Source organism: Clostridium sp. (assembly GCF_029258205.1).
Taxonomy (GTDB): Bacteria; Bacillota; Clostridia; order Clostridiales; family Clostridiaceae; genus Sarcina.
This window is the reverse complement of sequence record NZ_JARHZJ010000090.1, coordinates 25242-48118: the sequence shown is the minus strand read 5'-3', so window position 1 is coordinate 48118 and position 22877 is coordinate 25242. Positions and strand designations below refer to the sequence as shown.

Sequence of the window (22877 nt, the reverse complement as noted above, 5' to 3'; positions counted from 1 at the left end):
TTCATTATTAAGTATAGTATTTTTTATATATTAATTAAAGATTTTATTATTAAACAGCAAATTTTATAGAAACTAATAAGACTATTATCGCTGTTGTAAATATAGGAATAAGGACAGATGTTACAAATATATCCTTATAAGCTTCTTTATGAGTTAAACTACAAATGGCTAGAGTAGTAATAACTGCTCCATTATGAGGAAGAGTATCTAATCCTCCAGAAGATAGAGAAGCTATTCTATGAAGAATTTCTGGTGAAATATTCATAGCTTTACTCATCTGTAAGTATGTTGGAGCAAGGGCATCTAAAGATATTCCAAGTCCTCCAGAAGCTGAGGCTGTAAGTCCACATATTAAGTTAACTGACAAAGCTTCAGAGATTATTGGGTTTGATGAAATACCAAATATTACAGATTGTATAAGAGTAAATACAGCTAGTGACTTTATTACACTTCCATATCCAACTATGGCACTAGAATTTAATAGTGGTTTAAATGAGTTAGTAACACCTTTATCTAATACTGATTTTAAGTTTTTTATTTTCTTAAAATTAGTTATTATTAAAAATAAGTCAGCTAAAACTATAGCAATTATTACGCTCCAAGTTCCAGAAACATTACTTAAAGTTGTATTAAATTCTTTAAGATAACTTCCATCTACATTTTCATAATAAACTTTTGAAAAGAATAAATTAGCTATAAAAATTATTATTATAGGAATTATTGCTTTAAATATACTAGGTAAATTTTCATAGTTTTCATTAACTACTGAATCATTATGATTTCCATATCCCTCACCATTAGCTTTAGCTGATTTTGCACGTCTTGTAAGCCATATCATACCAAGAGTTAGCATTATAATACTTGCTAATAGTCCTATAAATGGTGCTGCAAAAGTATCTGTACCAAAATATTTCATTGGTATAACATTTTGAATTTCTGGTGAACCTGGCAGAGCAGTCATTGTAAAAGTAAATGCCCCAAGAGCTATTGTTCCAGGTATAAGTCTTTTAGGAATATCAGCTTCTCTAAATAATGTAGAGGCAATTGGATAAAGAATAAATGCAACTACAAATAAGGAAACACCACCATAAGTAAGTAATGCTCCAGAAAGAACAACTGATAATATTGATTTTTCTTTTCCAATTTTTTTAGTTATAAAGTGTGCTATTGATTTAGCATAACCTACTTCTTCCATTAATTTTGCAAAAATTGCTCCTGTCATAAAAAGAGGGAAATAGTTCTTTATAAAACTTGCAAAGCCTGCCATGTATATTTCTGTATAGCTAGCCATTAAATGTCCCTTTAACCCAGTAGTAAGCAATATAGTTAATAATGCCACAATTGGCGCTGTTATTATTGTTGAGTATCCTTTATACGCAAGATACATTATAAGTATTAAGGATAATATTAAACCTAAGATATTTATCATTGTGATTAAATAGCTGTATTTTAAAATAAATTTTTATAAAACTCATAATGGATATAAAGATAATTTAGTAATTATAAAAATATGTTTTTGAGTTTTATATTTATATTTTGATACAGCTCAAACTCCTTTCCTTATTTAAATTCATTTATTATTTTTTTATTTTATATTTATAAATTTATAGGGTTGATTTAATAATATTAATTAGATAAAATATTATATCATATAATAATTTATATTAAACAAAACAAACAGGTGAATAATGCGAAATAGCTTCTTTGTTAATCGTTTACCGATATATGTTGTAATATTATTGTATAAAAGTTATTTTTTTATTACATGGAAAATCAGAAAGATTTTCTATGCTAATAAGAATTGAATTATATTTAAAAAATAATAAGAGTGATGTTAGTATAAAATAGTAGACACGTTTTATTGAACTATGTAAAATAATATTTAGCTAGTTTGATAAAATGCGTTTTTACTATGGAGAGAAGTAAAAAAATATAGAAGATTATAAGGAAATTATATAAAATTTATAAGTTTGAAATGTCTATTTTTAAAATAAGTATTTAATATGGTATATCAAAATCAATTTAACTTAACAGATCGAAAATGCAAAAAAGGAGGAGGCTAATATGAATAGTCAGAAGATTAAAAAGATAATTGCTGTTGGATTAACTAGTTCTATAGTGTTAACTACTTTATCAGAATCTACGCAACTTGTAAGTGCTAAAGAACTACAAAGTAATTATAGTAGTGAAACTCAGAATGATGAAGCGAAAAAAGAAATATATTTATCAGATATAGATTATATAAAAAAAGATTCTAGCGTAGGCTATGGGTCTATAATGAAAGATTTAAATACAGATGGTAAAAAAATAAGTTTAAATGTTGATGGTGAGACAGTAGAGTTTAACAAAGGTATGGGATGTCATGCACCTTCTACATTAGTGTACGACATATCTAAATATAAAGATAAATATACTAGGTTTGTTTCTTATCTTGGAATAGATAGTAGACAAGGGGCAAAAGGAGACGGTGTAATTTTTAAAATATATACTTCAAAAGATGGAAAAAAATGGGATTTGGTTGAAGATTCAGGTGTTGTAAAAGGAAATGAAGAGGCGAAGTATGTAGATATAAATTTAAATGGAGCAAACTATATAAAATTATGTGCTGATCAAAATAAAAATAATGGTAATGACCATTCTGTATATGGGGATGCTAAACTTGTAAAAGACGATTATAGTTTAGCAGGCGTTAAAATTGATAATTTACATCCTTTAAAATATTATGATGATATTCTTTCTTCAAAAGGAGTAGAATATAATATGCAACACAACCAAATGATGATTTTAAGAAGAGCATTTGTTAACAGAGTAGGATATGAAAGTATACAAAGAATAGCAAGTAAATCAAAAGATTATGCTGATGCAATAGATTATTTGCTTAATAATGAATTAGCATTAAAATACTTTATTACTGGTGGTCCTGTAAATATTGGTGGTAGCTACCAAAGAAGTTTAAGATACTTCTGCGACATATACGCTAAATATAAGGATGAATTAAAAAATAATGCAGATGATAATTTTAATTTAAGACTAGCTATAAGTATCTCATTGGCTTTTGCTAGAGAAGAAATGGTAAAGTTTTGGGTATCTAGTGATAAGCCAGTAGATTCAGTAAAAAGATATGAAGCATTTAAGAAATTAATTGAACTTGGTAAAATGGATGAAGCTGGGAAACAAGAGAATTTTGGTAAGTGGTCGACTAAACAATTTAAGGATTTACCAATACCTTTAATGAGATGGGATGTAGATACTCGTTTAAATGATGATGAAATTTTATGGTTAGCAGACTATGCACTTAAACAAAAAAATATGGGTAAAAAATTCTTAGATGCGTATAACTATATCCAATATAGAGATGGATATAATTATGATAATCCTAAATTCTTTGATAAAAAAAATTTTAATTATTATAATGACAAGTACGATTTTAGTAAATATTATAATGATTTTGGTCAAAAAGGTATTCATAGACTTTGGATGGTTTTTGAAGAAGGATCTGTTTGTGGAGGATTAGCTCAAACATATTCAGTTTTATCTGAGGTTTTTGGGAGACCTTCAAGTCCTTGCGGACAACCTGGACATGCTGCCTCTATAACATATGGATGGCATAATAAAAATAAAAGGTATGAATGGATGTTGCAAAATGATGTTTCTGGTTGGACACAAACAGGAAATCAATTTGATGATAGAATGCTTAATTGGGGAGTAGGAGATTGGAGTAAAGTTAGTTGGCATAATGCAAGTTATGTTGTTTTAGCAACTGATGCCGTTTATGATTCTGAAAATTATTTAAAGGCAACTATGCTTAATTTGCTAGCTGATAGTTATAGTGATAATAAAATTAAAGAATCAATTTATAAAGAGGCTTTAAAATATCAAAAAATAAACTTAGATTCTATGAATGGCCTTATTGATAGTTATAAAAAAGATAATACTATACAAACTAGCACATATTTAGACCTTGCAAAAGAAATTATAAGTGATTTTACATATTATCCTCAGGTTATGATGGAATTATTAGATAAGCTTAAAGATAATATAACTGATAAAGCTAATATAGCTCAGTTGGACTTATTAATTCATCAAGCTTTAATAAAGGCATCTAATGCAACTCCAGAATTAACTTCTAATGTTCAAGCATGTAAGCAATTGGCTGATTTTTACTTGAATAAAAAATCTAATGAATTAGCGACATTCTCTTTTGATGGAAATAATGCTAATAAAATAGTTATAAATCCTAAATACGAGGGTTCATCAATAAGAGTTAAATATAGTCTTGATGGAGGTAAAAATTGGAAAGAAACAGATAATCAGGTTATAGAATTAAGTAGTGAGGAATTAAATTCTATAAATGCTGAAAACAATATAATAGTTGGACTAGTAGGTGATAATGTTACTTATACAATAGACATATTACCAGGTAAAAAAATTGATAATTCGGTTATATATGCAAATGATTTAGAAAATGCACTTATAGGTAATTTAGATAATTTAGAATTTAGCCTTGATAATGGTAAAACATGGTGTGATTATCCTATTGATAAATCTGATTCTTCTAGAAATAATGCAAATGATTCAGAAGGAAGTATTAGATTTGATGGAGATAAATCTGTAAAGGTTAGATATAAGGCTCATGGAAATTATCTAAAGAGTAATGAATTTGATTATAAATTTACAAAAGATACTGATACAGATACAAGAAAGTATGTTCAATTAAAAAATATACATGTTACAGAATATAGCTCACAAAATGACAAAAATCATGCTGCTACTAATTTTATAGATGGTACACCTAATACAAGTTGGCATACTACTTTTGGAAAAAGAGAAAAGGATAAATTCTATACAGTTAAGTTAGATAAAGTAAGATATATAACTTCATTAGAATATTTATCTCTTGGAAATAATGGTAAATTAAAAAATGGGAAAATATATACAAGCTTAGATGGAAAAGAGTGGACTCAATCAGGTACATTTAAAGATTTAGCTAGGGATAATACTCTTAAAGTATTAAATTTAGATAAGCCTACTGCTTGTAGATACATAAAAATTGTTGCTGATAATACATATGGAAATACTCCAGGGGAATGTGATATGTATTTTTCAGGTAATATGTTAAATTTCTATGAGGATGCAACTAAAAATTATGATTCTAACCCAACTATTAAGTATTCAAGTGCAAATCCTACAAAAGATGATGTAATTGCAACAATTACACTTCCGAAAGGATGTACTATAATTGGAGATAATACTTATACATTTACTGGTAATGGGACTCACACATTTAGATATACAGATATAGATGGAGAAGAAAAAACTATAGATGCTACAGTGGATTGGATAGATAAAGAAGCACCAAAAGCAACAGTGGTTTATAGTACTAAAAATCCTACTAATGGAAATGTTATAGTGACATTAAATGATATATCACCAGATGCAAAGGTAAAAAATAATAATGGTGAAGCTTCATATACCTTCAAAGAGAACGGAAGTTTTGAGTTTGAACTAGAAGATAAAGCAGGAAATATAACTAAAATACCTGTAGCTGTAAGTTGGATAGATAAAGAAAGACCTGTTGTCAAAGTTAGTTATAGTGAAACTAATAAAACTAACAAGGATGTTACAGTTACTATAGGTGACTTACAAGAAGGTGAGTACATTGAAAATAACAATGGAAAAGCATCATATACCTTCAAAGAAAATGGAGTGTTTAACTTTATAATTAAAGACAAAGCTGGTAATACTACAATTGTACCGACAGCAGTAAATTGGATAGATAAAGTAGCTCCTACTGCTACAGTAGTTTATGATATTAATACTTGGACTAAAGACAATGTTACAGCAAAGTTAAGCAATATAAGTAAAAAAGTTACTATGTTAAATGGTGGTTCAGATTCATATACATTTAAAGATAATGGGTGTTATAAGTTTGAATTTGTAGATGAAGCTGGAAATGTTGGAGTGGCAGAAGCTAAAGTAACATGGATTGATAAGAGTAAAAAGGACAATTTCATTAATTTTGAAAATATTAATGATAAAAAAGGACAAGAAGTTAAGGCGTGTTTAGATATAAATCCTAATGAAGTTGAAGTTCTAAATAATGATGGAAAACCATATTATTTATTTAATGAAAATAAGACATTTATATTTAAGCTTAGACTTAAGAGTACAGGATATGAATTTGAAGTTCCAGTTACTGTGGATTGGATAAAAAAAGATTCAGATGCTGGCATAGTTAATAGACCAGATAGTAGTGATAAAAATGGTAGTGTAAATAATGGAGTTGTAGTTGAAGACCCAAACAATAATAGTAGTAATAATAATTTACAAGATTCAAATATAACAGATAAGCCAAGTGAGAATGTAATAATTGGTGGTAATAATACTACTAATAACAATAATAATAATACTAATAATAATAATAATACTAATAATAATATAGATATGCATAACAATACTTCAAATAATATAAATGTAGGTAGCGCAGATAGTAATATATCAAATGAAACTAAGAATGAATCATCTGAATCTAAAGGAGCAGTCGATACCGTTAGTGATGAAAAGTCAAAAGACTCTAAAGATACAGAAAATCATGTGAATAATTCTTCTTATACAAATGTAGAAAAGAATAAAAATTTAAAAAATATTGCATTTATATTAGTACTTTCTGCTTTATCTAGTATAGGTATATGGGGAACAAGGATATTGAAGAGAAAGAAAAATAAATAAGTATTATAGATATTATTTTGATAATATAAAAATAATTTAGAGTATTATTATAAATAGTTGTAAGCTTGAAAGAGGTATATCAAACTGTGTTTTGATATACCTCTTTTATGTACAATAGTTTTTAATAGTTATACATATTAAAAACTAAGATAAATCAAGATTTTTAAGACAAGCTTATAAGAATTTTATTGAAAATTTATATAAAACTTTGCAAATCATTAAAAATATTAGTTATTTTTCTTAATTTAATAAATCTATATTTTACTTATCCCATTCCCATTATATATATCAGTTGATGGAAGTAAAAATAATGCTTATCTAAATACTAATACAGCCATTAATAACGTAGATATTGGTAGTACTATTAAAATTCCACTAGCGGGAAATAGATATAATATTTTATTTTCTTCTTTAAATTTTTTAATGTGACCCCAGTCATATTTTAAATAACAACTTTAAATTTATAATAGCATTATAATAGAGACAATAATCAAGTGAAAAGGAGGAAGTATCTAGCAAAAATTTATTGTGCTATTAAAATTTATATATGGAAAATAAAAAAGTAATATTAAAAGATGGATAAGCAAAGGTTATTGATTCTGAAAGAATCAACATGTTAACTGACTTTTTAAGAATAATAAATAAATAAAGATGGTATAACTTCAGAATTAAGAGAAGAAGGGTTAGATATTATAAAATCAATTGATCTATAAAGAATAAAAATATTAATTTTGCATAATGATTTGTTATATTTTTAACCTTCATATCTTAAACGTATTGCAATTTATGTTTATGTTATGGTATATTTATAGCGGGAAAATTAGTTATACATACAAATAAAGTAAAAAAATGTATAAATTCATATGTTAAAACTATTGATTTTTATATAATTACTAGTGATTTACAAAAAATGATTTTAAAATAAAAATTTATAAAAATACAAATGATAAAAAATAAACAAAGTCTTAGTATAATAAATGTTTTTTAGAGATACTATTTAATGAAATTTGTATTGCTATAGATTGCAACTTAAAAAAATTTTTATAATAGGAAGAAGAGAAATATGATGAGCCTTTAGTGGCTATAAATACTACTGGAGCTACAAATGATATATTAGTAGTGATATTGGCATTCTTCGTAATACATTTTGTAGGAGCATTTATTATTGAGTGGTTTTGTAGAAAAGTTATACATTTATATGATGAAAATATTTTTAAATATATTTAATTTATAAAAAAGATAAAAGAGGAGAGTTGATTGAAATGAAAATCGGAATTGTTGGAGCAGGAGCAATGGGATCACGTTATGGATATATGCTGCATGAAGCTGGAAATGAAGTTATGTTAATAGATGCATGGAAAGATCATATAGATACTATAAATAGAGATGGATTAACTGTTGAGGAAAATGGAGAAATTAAAAAAGTAAAAATACCAGCAATGCTACCTCAAGATGCTAAGGAAATTCCAGAGTTAATAATATTATTTACTAAATCTATGGGATTAGAACCAATGTTAGAATCTATAAAAGATATATTAGGAAAAAATACAAAAGTATTATGTCTATTAAATGGATTAGGACATAATGAAACTGTGGCAAAATATGTTGATAGTAAAAACATACTTATGGGAGTAACTTTATGGACAGCTGGGTTAAAAGGGCCAGGACATGTTGTATTAACAGGAAGCGGAAGTCTAGAAGTTCAAAATATTGATCCAAGTATGGAAGTGGAAGCAAAAGAAATTTGCCATATATTAAGTAATGCAGGATTAAAAGTTCACTATAGTGAAAATGTACTATTTTCAATATGGCGTAAAGCTTGTGTAAATGGAACTTTAAATAGTGGATGTACAATTTTAGATTGTAATATTAAAGAATTTGGTGAACTAAAGGAAGCTCCACAACTTATACGTAATATAATAAAAGAATTTGCTGAAGTTGCAGCTAAATATGGAGTGAAGTTAGATATTGAAGAGGTTGCAAGAGGAATAGAAGCAATATATGATCCAAGTCAAGCTGGAGCTCATTATCCATCAATGCATCAAGATTTAATACAAAATAATCGTCTTACAGAAATAGATTATATAAATGGTTATGTATCAAGAAAAGGCAAAGAGTTTAATATAAATACACCATATAATGACTTACTTACTACACTTGTTCATGCAAAAGAGCAATTACTTATTAAATAAGAATATATAATAAATATAGTTATTTTAAGAAGTTGATTTTTATATTTTATAGAAATCAACTTTTTATATTTTATAATTATATAATTAAATAATTATTTTAATTATAAAATAATAGTATAATAAAATTTCATTTAATTAAAAAAAATGGAATTAATTTGATTGCAAATTTAAATACTTATATTTATTATAATATATAAATAAATTTTAAGCGGTTAGGATTGAGTATATAATGCCTTGAAGAAAATTTTTGCCAGTGCTTGTTTTTAACTGCAACCAGATTGAAAAAAATAGTAGCTAAAATAGCTGAAGATGAATTAAAACCATTAGGAATATCTCCAACATATGTATATATACTTCTTGGTGTAAATTTTAAACCAGGAATAACTCAAAAGAATTATGTGAGTAGCTTCATTTGAAGCCGTCTACAATAACTAGACTTATAGATAAATTAGTTATAAATGGATTGGTGGAAAGGAAATCAGAAGGGAAGTTAACCCATATATATCTAACTGATAGTGGAGAAAAAATACAAGAGGATATACAAAAATACAGATTAAAGTTACATAATCGTTATAAAGAGATACTTGGAGAAGAGGAATATAATTTTTAACTAAATTAACAAATGAATCTGCAAGAATATTGGAGTATGAATAAAATATAATTTTTAAAATTAAATAAAAAGTTATCATATTTTAAAACAAGAAAAAATGTACAACTTATTATGATTTTAGATTAATAATTATATATCAAACTTACTTATTATTTTTAATAATAGATTAGAATATTGATTTAGTTATTTAAAGTATTTGAACATGTTAGGTTATTATGAAAAATAGCTTAACTGTTGGTAAAATTAATCATTATTTAAATTTTATATAATATTAAATAAATTTTTTCATGATAAAACTTTAAAAGGTGATTTGATTTTTGTAGGTTAATCAAAGATATCAATAATTTAAGTAGCAATAAACCAATTATTTTTATTTAAATAATTAGTACTAAAATCAGTACTTCGGAAGGTGTAGAACCATTTAATAATCCATGAGGGACGAAATCAAAAAAGGATTATTTATCATACTTTTTACATTGATATTTTTGATTATCCTTATTGTCAAATCAAAATTTAAATAGTTTTTTTAAATGACAATTAGGAATTATTAAATTAATTTTATTTATTACTTTTTTCGCATTTTTTATGAAAATAAATTTTTTTATAAAATTTATTTTATTTTAAATAATTGAAAAAAGAAATATTCATTTAAATTGACAGATTATATTATTACAAAAGGAGGAATTTATGGAAAGATTGAAAAGATTTATTTCATTATTTACAATTTTTATGATGGGATTAAGTGTTTTACCAAAAGATTTTATAACATTTGCTCAAGATAACAACAAATTTACTATCGAATCTAATTTAATTAATGGTAATGAAATTGTTATTATTGATGCCAAAGATAAAGATGGAAAAAAGATTTTAGTATATAATCCTTCTACAGGTAATTTTAGTAAACAACATATTGTTGGTATTTCTAAAATACTTTTAAATGGAAAGCCTGTCTATTGCTTAGAGCCTGAGGTTGGAGTAAATACTAAAAATTTAGATGGTTATAAGGCAGAAGATTTTAAAAATTCTAATTTGAAATTAACTTCTAATCAAGAAGAAAAAATAGCATTATATTCACATTATGGGTATGGAAATCCAGATAATAAAGATTGTACAGACAATAATTGGTATATTGCAACTCAAATATTAATTTGGGAAGAACTTGGTTATAAAGATTTTTCACAACTTTATATTCTTGATAAAAATCATTATGCTTATCCATATTGGGATTCACAAAAAGTAGAAAGTATGAAAAAACAAATTAAAGATAAAGTTGATTTATACTATAAAAACAAGAAGTTTAAACCTGATTTTTATTATAATAATTTAGAGATTAAAGATAATACTATAAATGTTAAAAAAAGTGATTTAATAAAGGGTATAGATATTACAGAAAAGAATAATAAGCTTAATATTTATAAAGAGATTACTTCATCTAAAGACATAAAAGCAAGTATTAAAGATAATAAAATTCATATAGTTGCTAAAAATAATAATTTAAATAATGTTGAAGATGTAACTTTAAACTTAATTAGACACCAAGATATAGGTAAAAGATATGTAGAAGTTTTAGATAAAAGTCAAAAGATAGGTGTACTTAATTTAAATGAAAATGACCAAAAAAGTGAAGTTTTAAAATTAAATGTAATTGATGATTTATCAAAAGAAGTGTTATTTAGTAAAGTTGAAGTAAATGGAACCAAAGAACTAGTTGGAGCTAAATTAAAAGTAGTTGAAGGTGAAAGCCAAAGTGGTAAGTTAGTAAAAGAGTGGACATCAAGTGAAACACAAGAAAAGATTAAGCTAAAAAAAGGTGTTTATACCATGATAGAAACTCAAGCACCAAATGGTTATGATAAGGCAGAAAGTATTACATTTAGAGTAACTAGTGAAGGTAAGCTTGAAGTAAAAGAAAACGGCAATTGGATTTCAAAAGAAAATTCTACAGTTAAGATGGTAGATGCTTTAAAACAGTTAACACTTAACCCAGCAAAAACAAAAGTATCAGTAACAAAGAAATGGAAAGGGATTAAAAAGGATAGAGCTCCAGAAGTAAAAGTATTCCTATATAAGAATGGCCAAAAAACTGATAAGAGTATAACTCTAAATAAAAATAACAACTGGAGTGGAGAATTTACAGACCTACCAGTAGTAGATAATGTTATAGATAAGACAGGAATAACATATACAGTGCAAGAAGAAGGAACAGTATCAGGAAAAGTTGAAATAGAAAATAATACATATAATGTAAATGTTACAGGAGATTCTAAAACCGGCTATACTATAACAAATGTATACTTACCAGTAGAAAAAGAAGTTTATTTTAGTAAAGTTGAAGTAAATGGAACTGAAGAACTAGTTGGAGCTAAATTAAAAGTAGTTGAAGGTGAAGACGAAAGTGGTAAGTTAGTAAAAGAGTGGACATCCAGTAAAACACAAGAAAAGCTTAAGCTAAAAGAAGGTGTTTATACCATGATAGAAACTCAAGCACCAAATGGGTACGAGAAGGCAGAAAGTATTACATTTGGAGTAACTCATGAAGGTAAGCTTGAAGTAAAAGAAAATGGTAAATGGATTTCAAAAGAAAATTCTACAGTTAAGATGATAGATGGATATTCAGACCAAACAGTTAAATTCTCTAAAAGAGATGTAGCTGGAAAAGAATTAGAAGGAGCAACAATCCAACTACAAAAAGAAGATGGAAGCTTAGTAGAAGAATGGGTATCAACAGGAGAAGAAAAAAAATTCATAGTAAAACCTGGAAGTTACAAATTGGTAGAAACAGCAGCACCGAATGGATACGAAGTAGCAACAGCAATTAATTTTACAATTGATAAAGATGGTAAAGTAGTAGCTGATGGGAAAGAAGTAAAAGGTGATGCGCTAATTGTAATGGTAGATGGATATTCATTATCACCATTAATTAACTTTATATCTGATAAAGATGGTAAAGTATTAGATGATGGAGCAGAAGTAAAAGGTGATGCACCAGTTGTAATGGTAGATAAGTATATGGAAAAAGTTGATGATTGTGAAGATACAGCAAAACCAGAAAAAATAAAAACTTCTGAAAATACTAAAGTTAAGTCAAATTTACCGAAAACTGGAGAAGCATCAAGTGGTATAGAATATTTTGCTATAATATTAATATGCTCAATTGCTCTATTGATATTAGGAAAAAAGAGTAAAAAAGACATTAGTAACACTAGAAGTTAATGATTATAAATGAATTTAAATTGATATTATTATTTAAATATATGTAAATATTAAATTACAATTAATTTATATATATTTTGAAAAAATCTTAATAACTAAAAAAGAAAGTAGGTAGTTTTATTAAAAAATAAAACTACCTACTTTCTTTTTTATATATTAATTTCTCTACAGTTTTTGAATACTTAGCTGGAAAATTTGTAATAATATTCTTAATATTTTAAGGAGGATTTCAAATGAGTAAAGAAATCAATTATCAAGAAGAAATTAAAAATTGTAAATCAGTTGAAGATTTAGTTGGTAAGAATAGATTGATAAAAAGACTATTTAAAGATGTTATGCAACAATTGTTAGATGCCGAGATGGAAGAACACCTAGGTAGAACTAAATATGAAAGATGTTCTGAAGAAAATTCTAAAAATTATAGAAATGGCACTTAAAACAAAACTGTTAGAAGTAGTTACGGAGATGTGGAATTAGATATTCCACGTGATAGAAACGGTGACTTTAACCCTGTTTCAGTAAAAAAATAAAAAAGATTGTAATGAATTTGACCAGAAAATTATTGGATTATATGCCAGAGGAATGTCTACTAGAGATATTCAATCAGAAATGGAAGAATTATATGGAATTGAACTGTCTACATCGGCTATTTCTCATATAACAGATAAAGTTCTCGTAGCTGTTGCCGAATGGCAAAACCGAATGATTGATAAGGTATATCCAATTGTATATATGGATGCAATTCATTTTAAAGTTAGAGAAGATAATAAAATTGTATCTAAGACTGCATATATATGTTTAGGAATAGACATGAATGGACATAAAGATATTCTTGGAATATGGATTGGTGAAGCAGAGAGAGCTAAATTTTGGTTAAGTGTCTGTAATGATTTGAATAATCGTGGTGTTAAAGATATATTAATAGCTTGCATGGATGGATTGAGAGGACTTCCAGAAGCCATAAAAGCTTTATTTCCTAATGTTTATATACAAAATTGTATAGTTAATCAAATAAGAAACTCATTAAAATACATATCTTACAAGGATAAAAAATACTTTATGAAGGATTTAAAATTATTATATACGGCTGAAACCGTGGGACTAGCGTTATCGCAGTTAGACGTGTTAAAAGAAAAATGGGATTATAAATATGCTAATGTCATAGATTCATGGTACTCTAATTGGAATAATTTAAGTACATTCTTTGATTTTTAAAGTGGTATAAGAAAAATGATTTATACTACAAATTTGCTTGAAGGATTCAATAGACAGTTAAGAAAATTTACTAAGATAAGAACAGTATTTCCAACAGACGAATCACTAAGGAAGTCTCTATATTTAGCTAAAGATCAAATGATGAAAAAATGGACTTCACCAATAGCAAATAGGAGTCCTATTCTACTACAATTTGAAATAATTTTTGCGGAGAGAATCGAAACTGCACTAGCAATTTAGCTTGTATATAGTTGCATTTAAAGTATATATTTCAAAAATTTGCACATAATAAAATTAAAATAATAACTCATTATTAATATTTGAAGAAAAATATAAAAATATAACTGGAAATAAAATTTCCAGCTATATAACCGATACAGAATATTAAATTACACAAATTATTCTAGATTATCATAATATATATTATAGAAATTAGAATTTAATTTAAATTATCTTAAACTTTAAGGTTTTAGATTATTTAACTAATTTATTTAAAATTGGTATATGTTTTTCAATTGAAAAATAAATTTTTTGAACACTTTTGCTTAAGAATTTTATGTAAAGTACGTTTAGTATAATTACAAGTATAAATGAAGCAACGACATGTTGAGGATAATGGTGCCCAACATATACTCTAGAAATTCCTATTAATATAGATAGAATTATTTCAATTGTTCCAAGAATTTTATTATATCTATTTAATCCTAAAGCTATACTCATGCTACCAACTGCATGATCACTTGGAAAAGATGAATCTGGCTTGTGTGGATATAATAGATTTGCATTAGGATCATTTACAAAGGGTCTTGGAGCATAAAAAAAGTGACTTATTACTGCTGATAACAGTAAATTTATTGCAGTAAAAACAATAGTATCAACAGCTAGTCCTCTAGCTTTTTTCTTTTTACTTATAATACCTATTAAATAAACTATAACTACTGTACCTAAAAGAATATATGGCAATATTTGTGAACTGAAAAGCATAATTGAATCTAATAAGTGATTTTTTCCTGCCAACCCATTAATAGAGTTAAAAATGTTATTCCAAAAATTCATATGTATTTCTCCTTAATAATTTTTTCATTTGCTATATTTAAAAATTTTTATAATGCTTGTACACATTTAATATTAATTATATATATTTTGTTTTTTTAAGAAACTACACAAAAGTTACAAAAAATTAATTTTTATATAAAAATAAAGAATAATATATGTTGAATTGAGATTATATTAAGATTATATTTATTTTGTAAGAATATTATTTGGAGATGTTAATATGAAAAAGACATTATATGATTATGAAGAAGCAATTAAAAAGCTTCCTTTAAAAGATAAATATACAAAAGAAGAACTTTTAATAGATGATTTTCTTATTGATAAAGATGGAAATATTGAAATTTATTATGCTCCGCATAATGAATATATAAATCCTAATGCCAAGGTGTTTATAATTGGTATAACTCCAGGTTTTAATCAAATGAGCACAGCTATAGCTACAGCAAGAAAAGAATTAGAATTTGGTAATGATATTAAAGGGATTCAATATAAATGCAAAGTTGCAGGGCGTTTTAGTGGAGCATTAAGAAAAAATATAATTAGTATGTTAAATGAGATAGAACTTAGTAAGACATTAAACATAAATGATTGCGAAGAGCTTTTTGGAAAAAAAGATTATTTATTACATACGGTATCCTTAATTCCTTATTCTGTTTTTGTTAAAAAAGCAAATTATACAGGACACACTCCTAAACTTATAAAGAGTAATTTTTTAATGAAGTATGTTTATGAGAACTTTATTGAGGAAATCAAGAGTTTAGATGATTTTGAAAATATATTATTGATACCTTTAGGAAAAGCAGTTGAGGAAGTACTATTTAAGCTTAATGAAGAGGGATTTATAAGTGAAGGACAAATACTTAGGGGATTTCCACATCCATCTGGTGCAAATGTAAATAGAATACCTCAATTAAAAGAAAATAAAGAAAGTATGATTAAAAAAATTAAAGAATTTTATTAGTATTTGGCTTTAAAATAAGATAATATAGTGTGATAAAATAATTAAGTAAATTAAATTATTTTATTTAAGAGGGAAGTATATAATGAAGAATGTTAAAATGAGATATCCAATACATCTTAAAGAGTTTAAGTGTATTGGAGGAAAATGCGAAGATAGCTGTTGTATAGGCTGGGATGTTGATATTGATAAGTTTACTTTTGAGCAGTATGAAAGTGTAAGCAATAATGATATAAAGAATATACTTGAAAGTAATATTATTAAAAATAAGAAGTGTCAATGTGATGAAATTGATTTTGCTAAAGTTAAATTAGGAGAAAGTAAGAGATGTCCATTTTTAAAAAGTGATAACTACTGTGCTATTCATTCTAATCTTGGAGAAGAGTATCTTTCAAATGTTTGTACATCATTTCCTAGGGTAACCAATAAGATTGATTCAATTTATGAAATGTCTATTAATGTAGCATGTCCAGAGGCTGCTAGAATACTTTTGCTTAATAAGGACGGTATTGAGTTTTCAGAAAGTAATGAAACTTTAGAAAAACACATAATATCAAGTGAGATTAATACTAAAGTTAATCAAGAGTCATGGCTTCCAGTAGAGTTTCTTAAAGAAATTAGAGAGATTAGTATAAATATAATGAAAAATAGAGAGTTTTCATTAAATAAAAGACTTTACATATTAGGTGAATTTATAAACTCTTTAGAGGATGAGTATGAATATAATTACAATAATACTTTAAGCTTTATAAAGGAATATGACATAAATAATCTTCAAGACTCATATGAAGAAAATTCTATGAATTATGTTATTCAAGTTGATTTCTTTAAGAAATTACTTACTATGCTTAGGATAGACAAGGATATAGATAGTGATAGGTTTAAGGATTATTCAAAAGAAGTTAAGATAGGATTTAATTTAGATGAAGAAAATTATTTAGTTAAAAATGTTCAAATGTATATAAATGCTTTTGAAGAATATGAAAAAGTATTTATAGAGCAAAATAGTTATATATTTGAAAACTACATAGTTAATTTTATTTATAGTAATTTATTTCCATTGTGTGAGAGAGAATCAATATTTGATAGCTATATCATGTTGCTTATAAGATATACATTTATAAGATTTTATTTAGTTGGTATGTATATATATGATAAGAAAAATAAGAATAAAGGTAAGTTAAATAAATTTCTTTCAAAAGAAGAAGTAGTAAGATTTATTCAGTGTTTCTCAAAGGTTGTAGAGCATCACAAAACTTATTTAATTGACTTATTAAATTATATAAAAGAGCATGATTTTAATAATTTAGAATTTGCTAAAATTTTACTGCCTGTATTTACAAAAGATTAAAATAGTAGATGGAAATGAGAATTTTTAACTTCGTCCTATTTATATTTAGGATGGAGTTTTTTATTGCATTAGGATTGAAAATACAGGTCAAGTGAAAATTAATGCTTTAGTTTATATTTTAATAATTTACAATATAAACTAGCATGCAAACATATTTGTATCTTGTCTATCTTTTAAGTAGTTTTTTAAAGTTAAGTATGTTTCATCTGAAACCTTTGATTTTATAGTTACATTTTGAGCGAAGTTTACTTCTAAAATCAAATCATTACTGTCTTCAATTAAACTTTTTATTGCTTCATAGGAACTATAAGATGTTTCTATAAATATAGAAATTTTTTCTTCTTCATCTTCAAAAATGCTTTCATCTCTATAGTTTGCTCTACAAGTACTTTGATCTTTTGTTTCTAAAACATATACTCTAAGTTTATTACTTCTAGGGAATTCAATTTTTTCTATAATTCTTAAAAGTTTTTTTAACTCTTCTTTTGAAATATTAAGGAATTCTCTTTTTTCATATCCATCTTCATATACATTGAATGTATCTTCAAGTTTTTCTATAACTACTTTTCTATTTTTTTTATATGATCTTATGTCTAAACAGTTATATGGTTTTAATTCATTTAATTTTTTTATAGAATCAAAAGCGAAATTATTAATTGTAAACATAAATATTCACCTCACTTTAAGAATCTTTTCTAAAGTATATCATCTTTTTGTTTATACTAAAATAAATTTACTTATTTGATTTATTTATAGTTATTATAGGTTTTTATAATTTAAATTTTATAAATTTTTAATATTAATATAATTTTATATTTGATTATGCTGAAAATACAAAATCTAATCCATAATAATTATAAAAAGCAATTAATATTTAAATGATAAAGCTGAAGATTATCTTTATATTAGAGATATAAAATGAAATTTATTTACAAAGAAACTTTAAATTGATAATATTTATTATATAGGATTTAAAAGTTTTGGAGGAGATAATGAAAAATTACGAGAGAAAATTAAAGATTGAGATTATTACTATTTTTGTAATGATTGATTATATATTTATGATAAGAAAAGCAAGTAGTTCTTTAGAAGAGTCAATATTGGCAGGAATTGCTCTTTTATGGACTATTTTTGCTTTAGGATACCATATATGGGATTTAAAGAAGCGAGGGTTAACTTTTACATCTTGGATTAAAGGTTTTACTGATAGAATTAAAAGTCTTAAATATTTTAGTAAGTTTTATTCATGTGTATTTAAATATGGAATAAGTATAATGATTATTTTAGGTATATTATTAGTTTCTTTAAATGTAATTAATACTGAGGTTTTAAATACATCACTTATAAAGTATATTATAAACATAGGAATGTCTTTAGCTGTTTCACTAGGAATGGTAGAAGTTATAGTGTTTTCTATAGCTGGAATAGTAAGAATTATGGAAGAAAATAAAAAATATAATTAAAATGCTTCACAAAACTTTGTGAAGCATTTTTTATATTTTATTTGTACTATCTTTTTTATGGAATATTATTTTAATTAACTTAAAGCTTAAAAATTAAAGATCAAAAGTTATAGAAAGGTTTGTTATGATAGTAAGATTTGAACATGAAAAGAGGATTATAGATTTTGAATTAATATTAAGTAAAAGAAAAACTATGAGTATAGAGATTTCAGTTGAGGGAGAAGTAAAAGTTAGAGCACCTATTGGTATTTCAGAGGAAGTTATTATTAGTCATGTTAGAAAAAAAGGAAATTGGATCATTGAAAAGAAAGAACAGGCTTGCAAACGTAATTATAAAAAGGTTGAAAAAAGCTATAAGGATGGAGATTTATTTATGTATTTAGGAAATGAATATCCATTAAAAATAAAGTTTAGCCCATTTTTAAAAAAGATTTCTGTTAATTTAATAGAAAAAGAATTAGTTGTTCATATTAATAAATACAATAAGGAAAAATTAAGGAAAGCAATTGAATTATGGTATAGAGAGGAAGGATTAAGGATAATTAAAGAAAGAGTTAAACACTATTTAAAATTTTATCCTTTGAATGCTAGAAGTGTAAAGGTTAAAGAACAAAAAAGGAGATGGGGTAGTTGTACATATTATAATGATTTACTTTTTAATTGGAGGTGTATAATGGCACCTTTAGAGGTAATTGATTATATAGTTGTGCATGAAATGACGCATATGATTCATAAAAATCATTCAAAGAATTATTGGATTTATGTTTCTAAGATTATTCCAAATTATAAAGAAAAGAAAATCTGGTTAAAAGATAATGGAATTAGAATGGATATATAAAACAATTAAATAGTCTTAAAAATAATATTTATCATAATTTTAGTATTTTATAATTATTAAGATAGAAATTATTAAACTAATATTATATACTGTATATGGATAAAATGTTAATCTTTTTAATGAAATATTAATTTATATTTGTTATGATTATTAAATCATATACTTCATAAGTGAGGGGAAGATATGAAAATGTACTATTTAGAAGAAAATATAGATGAAGTAAATTATGAAGATAGCAAAGAAGATAAAAATATTAAAATGGATATCTTAAGTCTTAAGATAGAAAATGAATTGAAGTTAATAGAAAATTTATGCGGAAATTGTGAAAGAAAAAATACTTTATATGAAGCTCTAAAGAACATAAAAAGTTTGTTAAAGCAATATTATATAGTTTTTAATGGAACTCAAGATGCTCTATTTTTAGTTCAAATGCTTAAGGATGGAAATTTTAGATATGTGAGAAATAACAATGCATATCTTGATGAATTTGGACTTAAAGGAGAAGAGATTATAAATAAGACTCCAAAAGAAGTTTTTGGTGAAGAGATTGGAAAAAAGTTCTGTAGTTATTATAAGAATTGTATAGAAGCAAAAAGAGTAGTTGTATTCGAAGATGATTTGGTTTTGAATGGAAAAAGAAAGGTGTTTTTAACTAAGCTACTGCCTATTTTAGATGAAGATGATGGTGTTTTTATAGTAGGTTCAAGACAAGATATTACAAATAGGAAAAATTTGGAGATTAAATTGGATAGAATGGCCAATTATGATGAATTAACTAATATTCCCAACATGAGATTGTTTTTCAAATCTTTTAGAAATACTATAAATGAAAGTAAAAATATGGATAAGAAATTTGCAGTTCTTTTTATAGATTTAGATTGTTTCAAGGAAATAAATGATAATTATGGACATAATGTAGGTGACGAAGTTCTAGTTTGTGCAGTTAAAAGGGTATATAAATGTTTAAGAAAAGGTGATATTTTAGGAAGAATAGGTGGAGATGAATTCTCAGCTATATTAAAGGATATATGTGATAGAAAAGAAATTGAAGAAATAGTTAAAGATATTCAAAATTCCTTAAGAAAAATAATAAAAATAGGAGATATTACATGTAATATTGACTCATCAATAGGTATAACAATATTTCCAGATGATGGAGAGAAAATAGAAGTACTGATGAGAAATTCTGATAAAGCTATGTATAAAGTGAAAAATAGAGAAAAAGGAGGGTATAGATTTTTTAACGATATGATTAAAGAGTATAATTTTAAAAATAAAGATGGTCATGTTCATACAAAATATTGCCCTCATGGTAGTGATGACAATATTGAAGATTATATTGAAAAAGCTATAAAATGTAAATTGGATGAAATAAGTTTTACTGAGCATTTACCACTTCCAGAAAATTTTACTGATCCTTCGCCTTTGAAAGATAGTGCTATGAAATTAGAAGAAATGGAATCTTATTTAAAAGAGTTACAAGTATTAAAAGAAAAGTATAAAGATAAGATAAAAGTAAATACTGGAGTAGAAGTAGATTACATAGAAGATTATGAAAGTGAGACTAAGTGCCTTTTAAATAAATATGGAGAGTACTTAGATGATGGAATCTTATCTGTTCATATGATAAAAGGAAATAAAGGATATTATTGTATTGATTTTAGTGTAGAGGAATTTAAAAATATTATAGATGACTTAGGTTCTTTAGAGGAAGTATATGATAAATATTATGATACATTAATTATGGCATTAAAAAGTGATTTAGGACCATACAAACCAAAGAGAATAGGACATTTGAATCTAGTAAGAAAGTTTAATAAGCAATTTCTTTATAACTATGAAAAATATATTCCAAAGATAGATATGATATTAGAGATTATAAAAGAAAAAGGATATGAACTTGATTTTAATATTTCAGGTTTAAGAAAAAAAGAGTGTAATGAACTTTATATAGAAGGAAAAGTTCTAGAAATGGCAATTGAGAAGGGAATACCTATGGTTTTAGGAAGTGATTCTCATTCTGCTAAATATATAAAATGTATAAAAGAGTTTTTATAGTATAAATAATATGATTCTAGATCTTTCAGTTATTGATATGCTATGGAGCAAAGGATAAAGATTGCAACAGGAACTAATGTAGCAATACAATGTTCGAATTTAGCTAAGAATGTTATATCAGCAACTGCTAATGATGGAATAGTGGCAAAGGATGTAGAATAAACAATTGAAAGCATAGAAAAATTAATACAAAATGGTTTTAAAAATGTTGATGATACTATACTTAACATAATGCTTGAAAAGAAAAAGAATAATAAATATTTAAAATTAGATAAGTGTTGATTTTAGGTATCTATTTAGATACATTTAATTTTATATATAGTTTATATTATCTATTCAAAATAATAGATAAAATTAAATTTTAAAATGCTATAGTTCTACCTAAAATCAACATTTATCTAAAATAAATAGATTTAAAAAATTATTTAATATTATGCATATTTCTAAATAAATTTTTTCTAGAAGCTAGTTTTATTAAGAAAGCTATTATTAATAAGGCTAACAATAATATAATTAGAGGATTTATTCCTGTTATTTCTATTAATTCATCCAATTCAGTATGTAATCCAAGATCAGTAAATAATGATATAAATGGATAGAAAATTAAGTACACTGAGATACTTAACAATGAACATATGAAAAATATAATAGTAAATTTATGATATAAGCCATTTCTTAATGAATTATTAAATATAAGTACTAGCACAAACAAAAATAATACAGGTATTGATATTCCTAGTACAAGATTAAGAGCATAAGAAAATTTGTCATAATTAGCATTCACTACTGTGATACCATGACTAAATTCTATTTTTCCTCCACATAATAATCCAACTAAAGCTTTTGAAATATCATGTAACAAGTAGATTATTAAAAATGATAAAGCAATCATGATTAATATTGAAATAGTGTTTTTAAATTTGTTTGTTTTATTCAATTTTTTCAACTCCTTAATATAATTAAATATTGAATATGAAACAGCTTTTAATTTTTTTAGTTAAAAGCTATTGAGTTTTAGAAATAATAATTTAAAACTACTCTTAAGGTGAACAAAATGTTAATTAACCCTATATTAATATAAACTTTTTATAAATATAAGTAAAGGATTAAATAGTATTTTTGATGTTTAATTTGGTTGTATAAATAAAAGAAACTTTAATGAAATAAGTATTTAAATAAAAATTTCTCTATATA

Annotated in this window: 15 protein-coding genes and 1 pseudogene; 12 read left to right on the top strand and 4 right to left on the bottom strand. The window is 25.2% G+C overall.

Annotated features, from left to right (window positions below):
• Window positions 1–49 precede the first annotated feature (49 nt).
• Entirely contained in the window at window positions 50–1429 is a 1380-nt protein-coding gene (locus tag Q1J60_RS11365) for a GntP family permease (RefSeq protein ID WP_300262264.1), read from the bottom strand.
• A 635-nt stretch (window positions 1430–2064) separates the two neighbouring features.
• Here Q1J60_RS11365 and Q1J60_RS11360 point away from each other — a divergent pair.
• The 7 genes and pseudogenes from Q1J60_RS11360 to Q1J60_RS11330 all read left to right on the top strand — a co-directional run bounded on the left by Q1J60_RS11360 (window position 2065) and on the right by Q1J60_RS11330 (window position 14199).
• Window positions 2065–6729, top strand: a complete 4665-nt coding sequence (locus tag Q1J60_RS11360; protein WP_300262261.1) for an NPCBM/NEW2 domain-containing protein — start codon at window positions 2065–2067, stop codon at window positions 6727–6729.
• A gap of 1077 nt (window positions 6730–7806) precedes the next feature.
• A complete protein-coding gene (locus tag Q1J60_RS11355) occupies window positions 7807–7956 on the top strand; it encodes a hypothetical protein (protein WP_300262258.1) in 150 nt (49 codons plus the stop codon).
• Between the two features lie 35 nt (window positions 7957–7991).
• Entirely contained in the window at window positions 7992–8921 is a 930-nt protein-coding gene (locus tag Q1J60_RS11350; RefSeq protein ID WP_300262255.1) for a 2-dehydropantoate 2-reductase, read from the top strand.
• 278 nt (window positions 8922–9199) lie between these two features.
• Window positions 9200–9337 (top strand): hypothetical protein, encoded by a 138-nt coding sequence (locus Q1J60_RS11345; RefSeq protein WP_300262253.1) that lies wholly within the window; start codon window positions 9200–9202, stop codon window positions 9335–9337.
• Window positions 9334–9531, top strand: coding sequence for a winged helix DNA-binding protein (locus tag Q1J60_RS11340; RefSeq protein WP_300262250.1), 198 nt, complete (start codon window positions 9334–9336; stop codon window positions 9529–9531). Before Q1J60_RS11345 ends, Q1J60_RS11340 begins: the two co-directional genes overlap by 4 nt.
• A gap of 687 nt (window positions 9532–10218) precedes the next feature.
• Complete coding sequence (locus tag Q1J60_RS11335; protein WP_300262247.1) at window positions 10219–12744, top strand: SpaA isopeptide-forming pilin-related protein; 2526 nt, start codon at window positions 10219–10221, stop codon at window positions 12742–12744.
• A gap of 233 nt (window positions 12745–12977) precedes the next feature.
• A pseudogene (locus Q1J60_RS11330) lies at window positions 12978–14199 on the top strand (IS256 family transposase).
• A gap of 234 nt (window positions 14200–14433) precedes the next feature.
• Here Q1J60_RS11330 and Q1J60_RS11325 read toward each other — a convergent pair.
• Entirely contained in the window at window positions 14434–15015 is a 582-nt protein-coding gene (locus tag Q1J60_RS11325) for a phosphatase PAP2 family protein (RefSeq protein ID WP_300262244.1), read from the bottom strand.
• 220 nt (window positions 15016–15235) lie between these two features.
• On the opposite strand from Q1J60_RS11325, the gene Q1J60_RS11320 reads away from it, so the two are divergent.
• Complete coding sequence (locus Q1J60_RS11320; protein WP_300262241.1) at window positions 15236–15976, top strand: hypothetical protein; 741 nt, start codon at window positions 15236–15238, stop codon at window positions 15974–15976.
• An 82-nt stretch (window positions 15977–16058) separates the two neighbouring features.
• Complete coding sequence (gene fliB / locus Q1J60_RS11315) at window positions 16059–17324, top strand: flagellin lysine-N-methylase (protein WP_300262238.1); 1266 nt, start codon at window positions 16059–16061, stop codon at window positions 17322–17324.
• A gap of 138 nt (window positions 17325–17462) precedes the next feature.
• On the opposite strand, the gene Q1J60_RS11310 is transcribed toward fliB, so the two are convergent.
• Complete coding sequence (locus tag Q1J60_RS11310) at window positions 17463–17990, bottom strand: hypothetical protein (protein WP_300262235.1); 528 nt, start codon at window positions 17988–17990, stop codon at window positions 17463–17465.
• Between the two features lie 326 nt (window positions 17991–18316).
• On the opposite strand from Q1J60_RS11310, the gene Q1J60_RS11305 reads away from it, so the two are divergent.
• The 3 genes from Q1J60_RS11305 to hisJ all read left to right on the top strand — a co-directional run bounded on the left by Q1J60_RS11305 (window position 18317) and on the right by hisJ (window position 21683).
• A complete protein-coding gene (locus Q1J60_RS11305; protein WP_300262232.1) occupies window positions 18317–18787 on the top strand; it encodes a hypothetical protein in 471 nt (156 codons plus the stop codon).
• A gap of 124 nt (window positions 18788–18911) precedes the next feature.
• Window positions 18912–19625, top strand: a complete 714-nt coding sequence (locus Q1J60_RS11300) for a M48 family metallopeptidase (RefSeq protein WP_300262229.1) — start codon at window positions 18912–18914, stop codon at window positions 19623–19625.
• 183 nt (window positions 19626–19808) lie between these two features.
• Window positions 19809–21683 (top strand): histidinol-phosphatase HisJ, encoded by a 1875-nt coding sequence (gene hisJ, locus Q1J60_RS11295; RefSeq protein ID WP_300262226.1) that lies wholly within the window; start codon window positions 19809–19811, stop codon window positions 21681–21683.
• Between the two features lie 421 nt (window positions 21684–22104).
• On the opposite strand, the gene Q1J60_RS11290 is transcribed toward hisJ, so the two are convergent.
• Entirely contained in the window at window positions 22105–22620 is a 516-nt protein-coding gene (locus Q1J60_RS11290; RefSeq protein ID WP_300262224.1) for a hypothetical protein, read from the bottom strand.
• Window positions 22621–22877 lie beyond the last annotated feature (257 nt).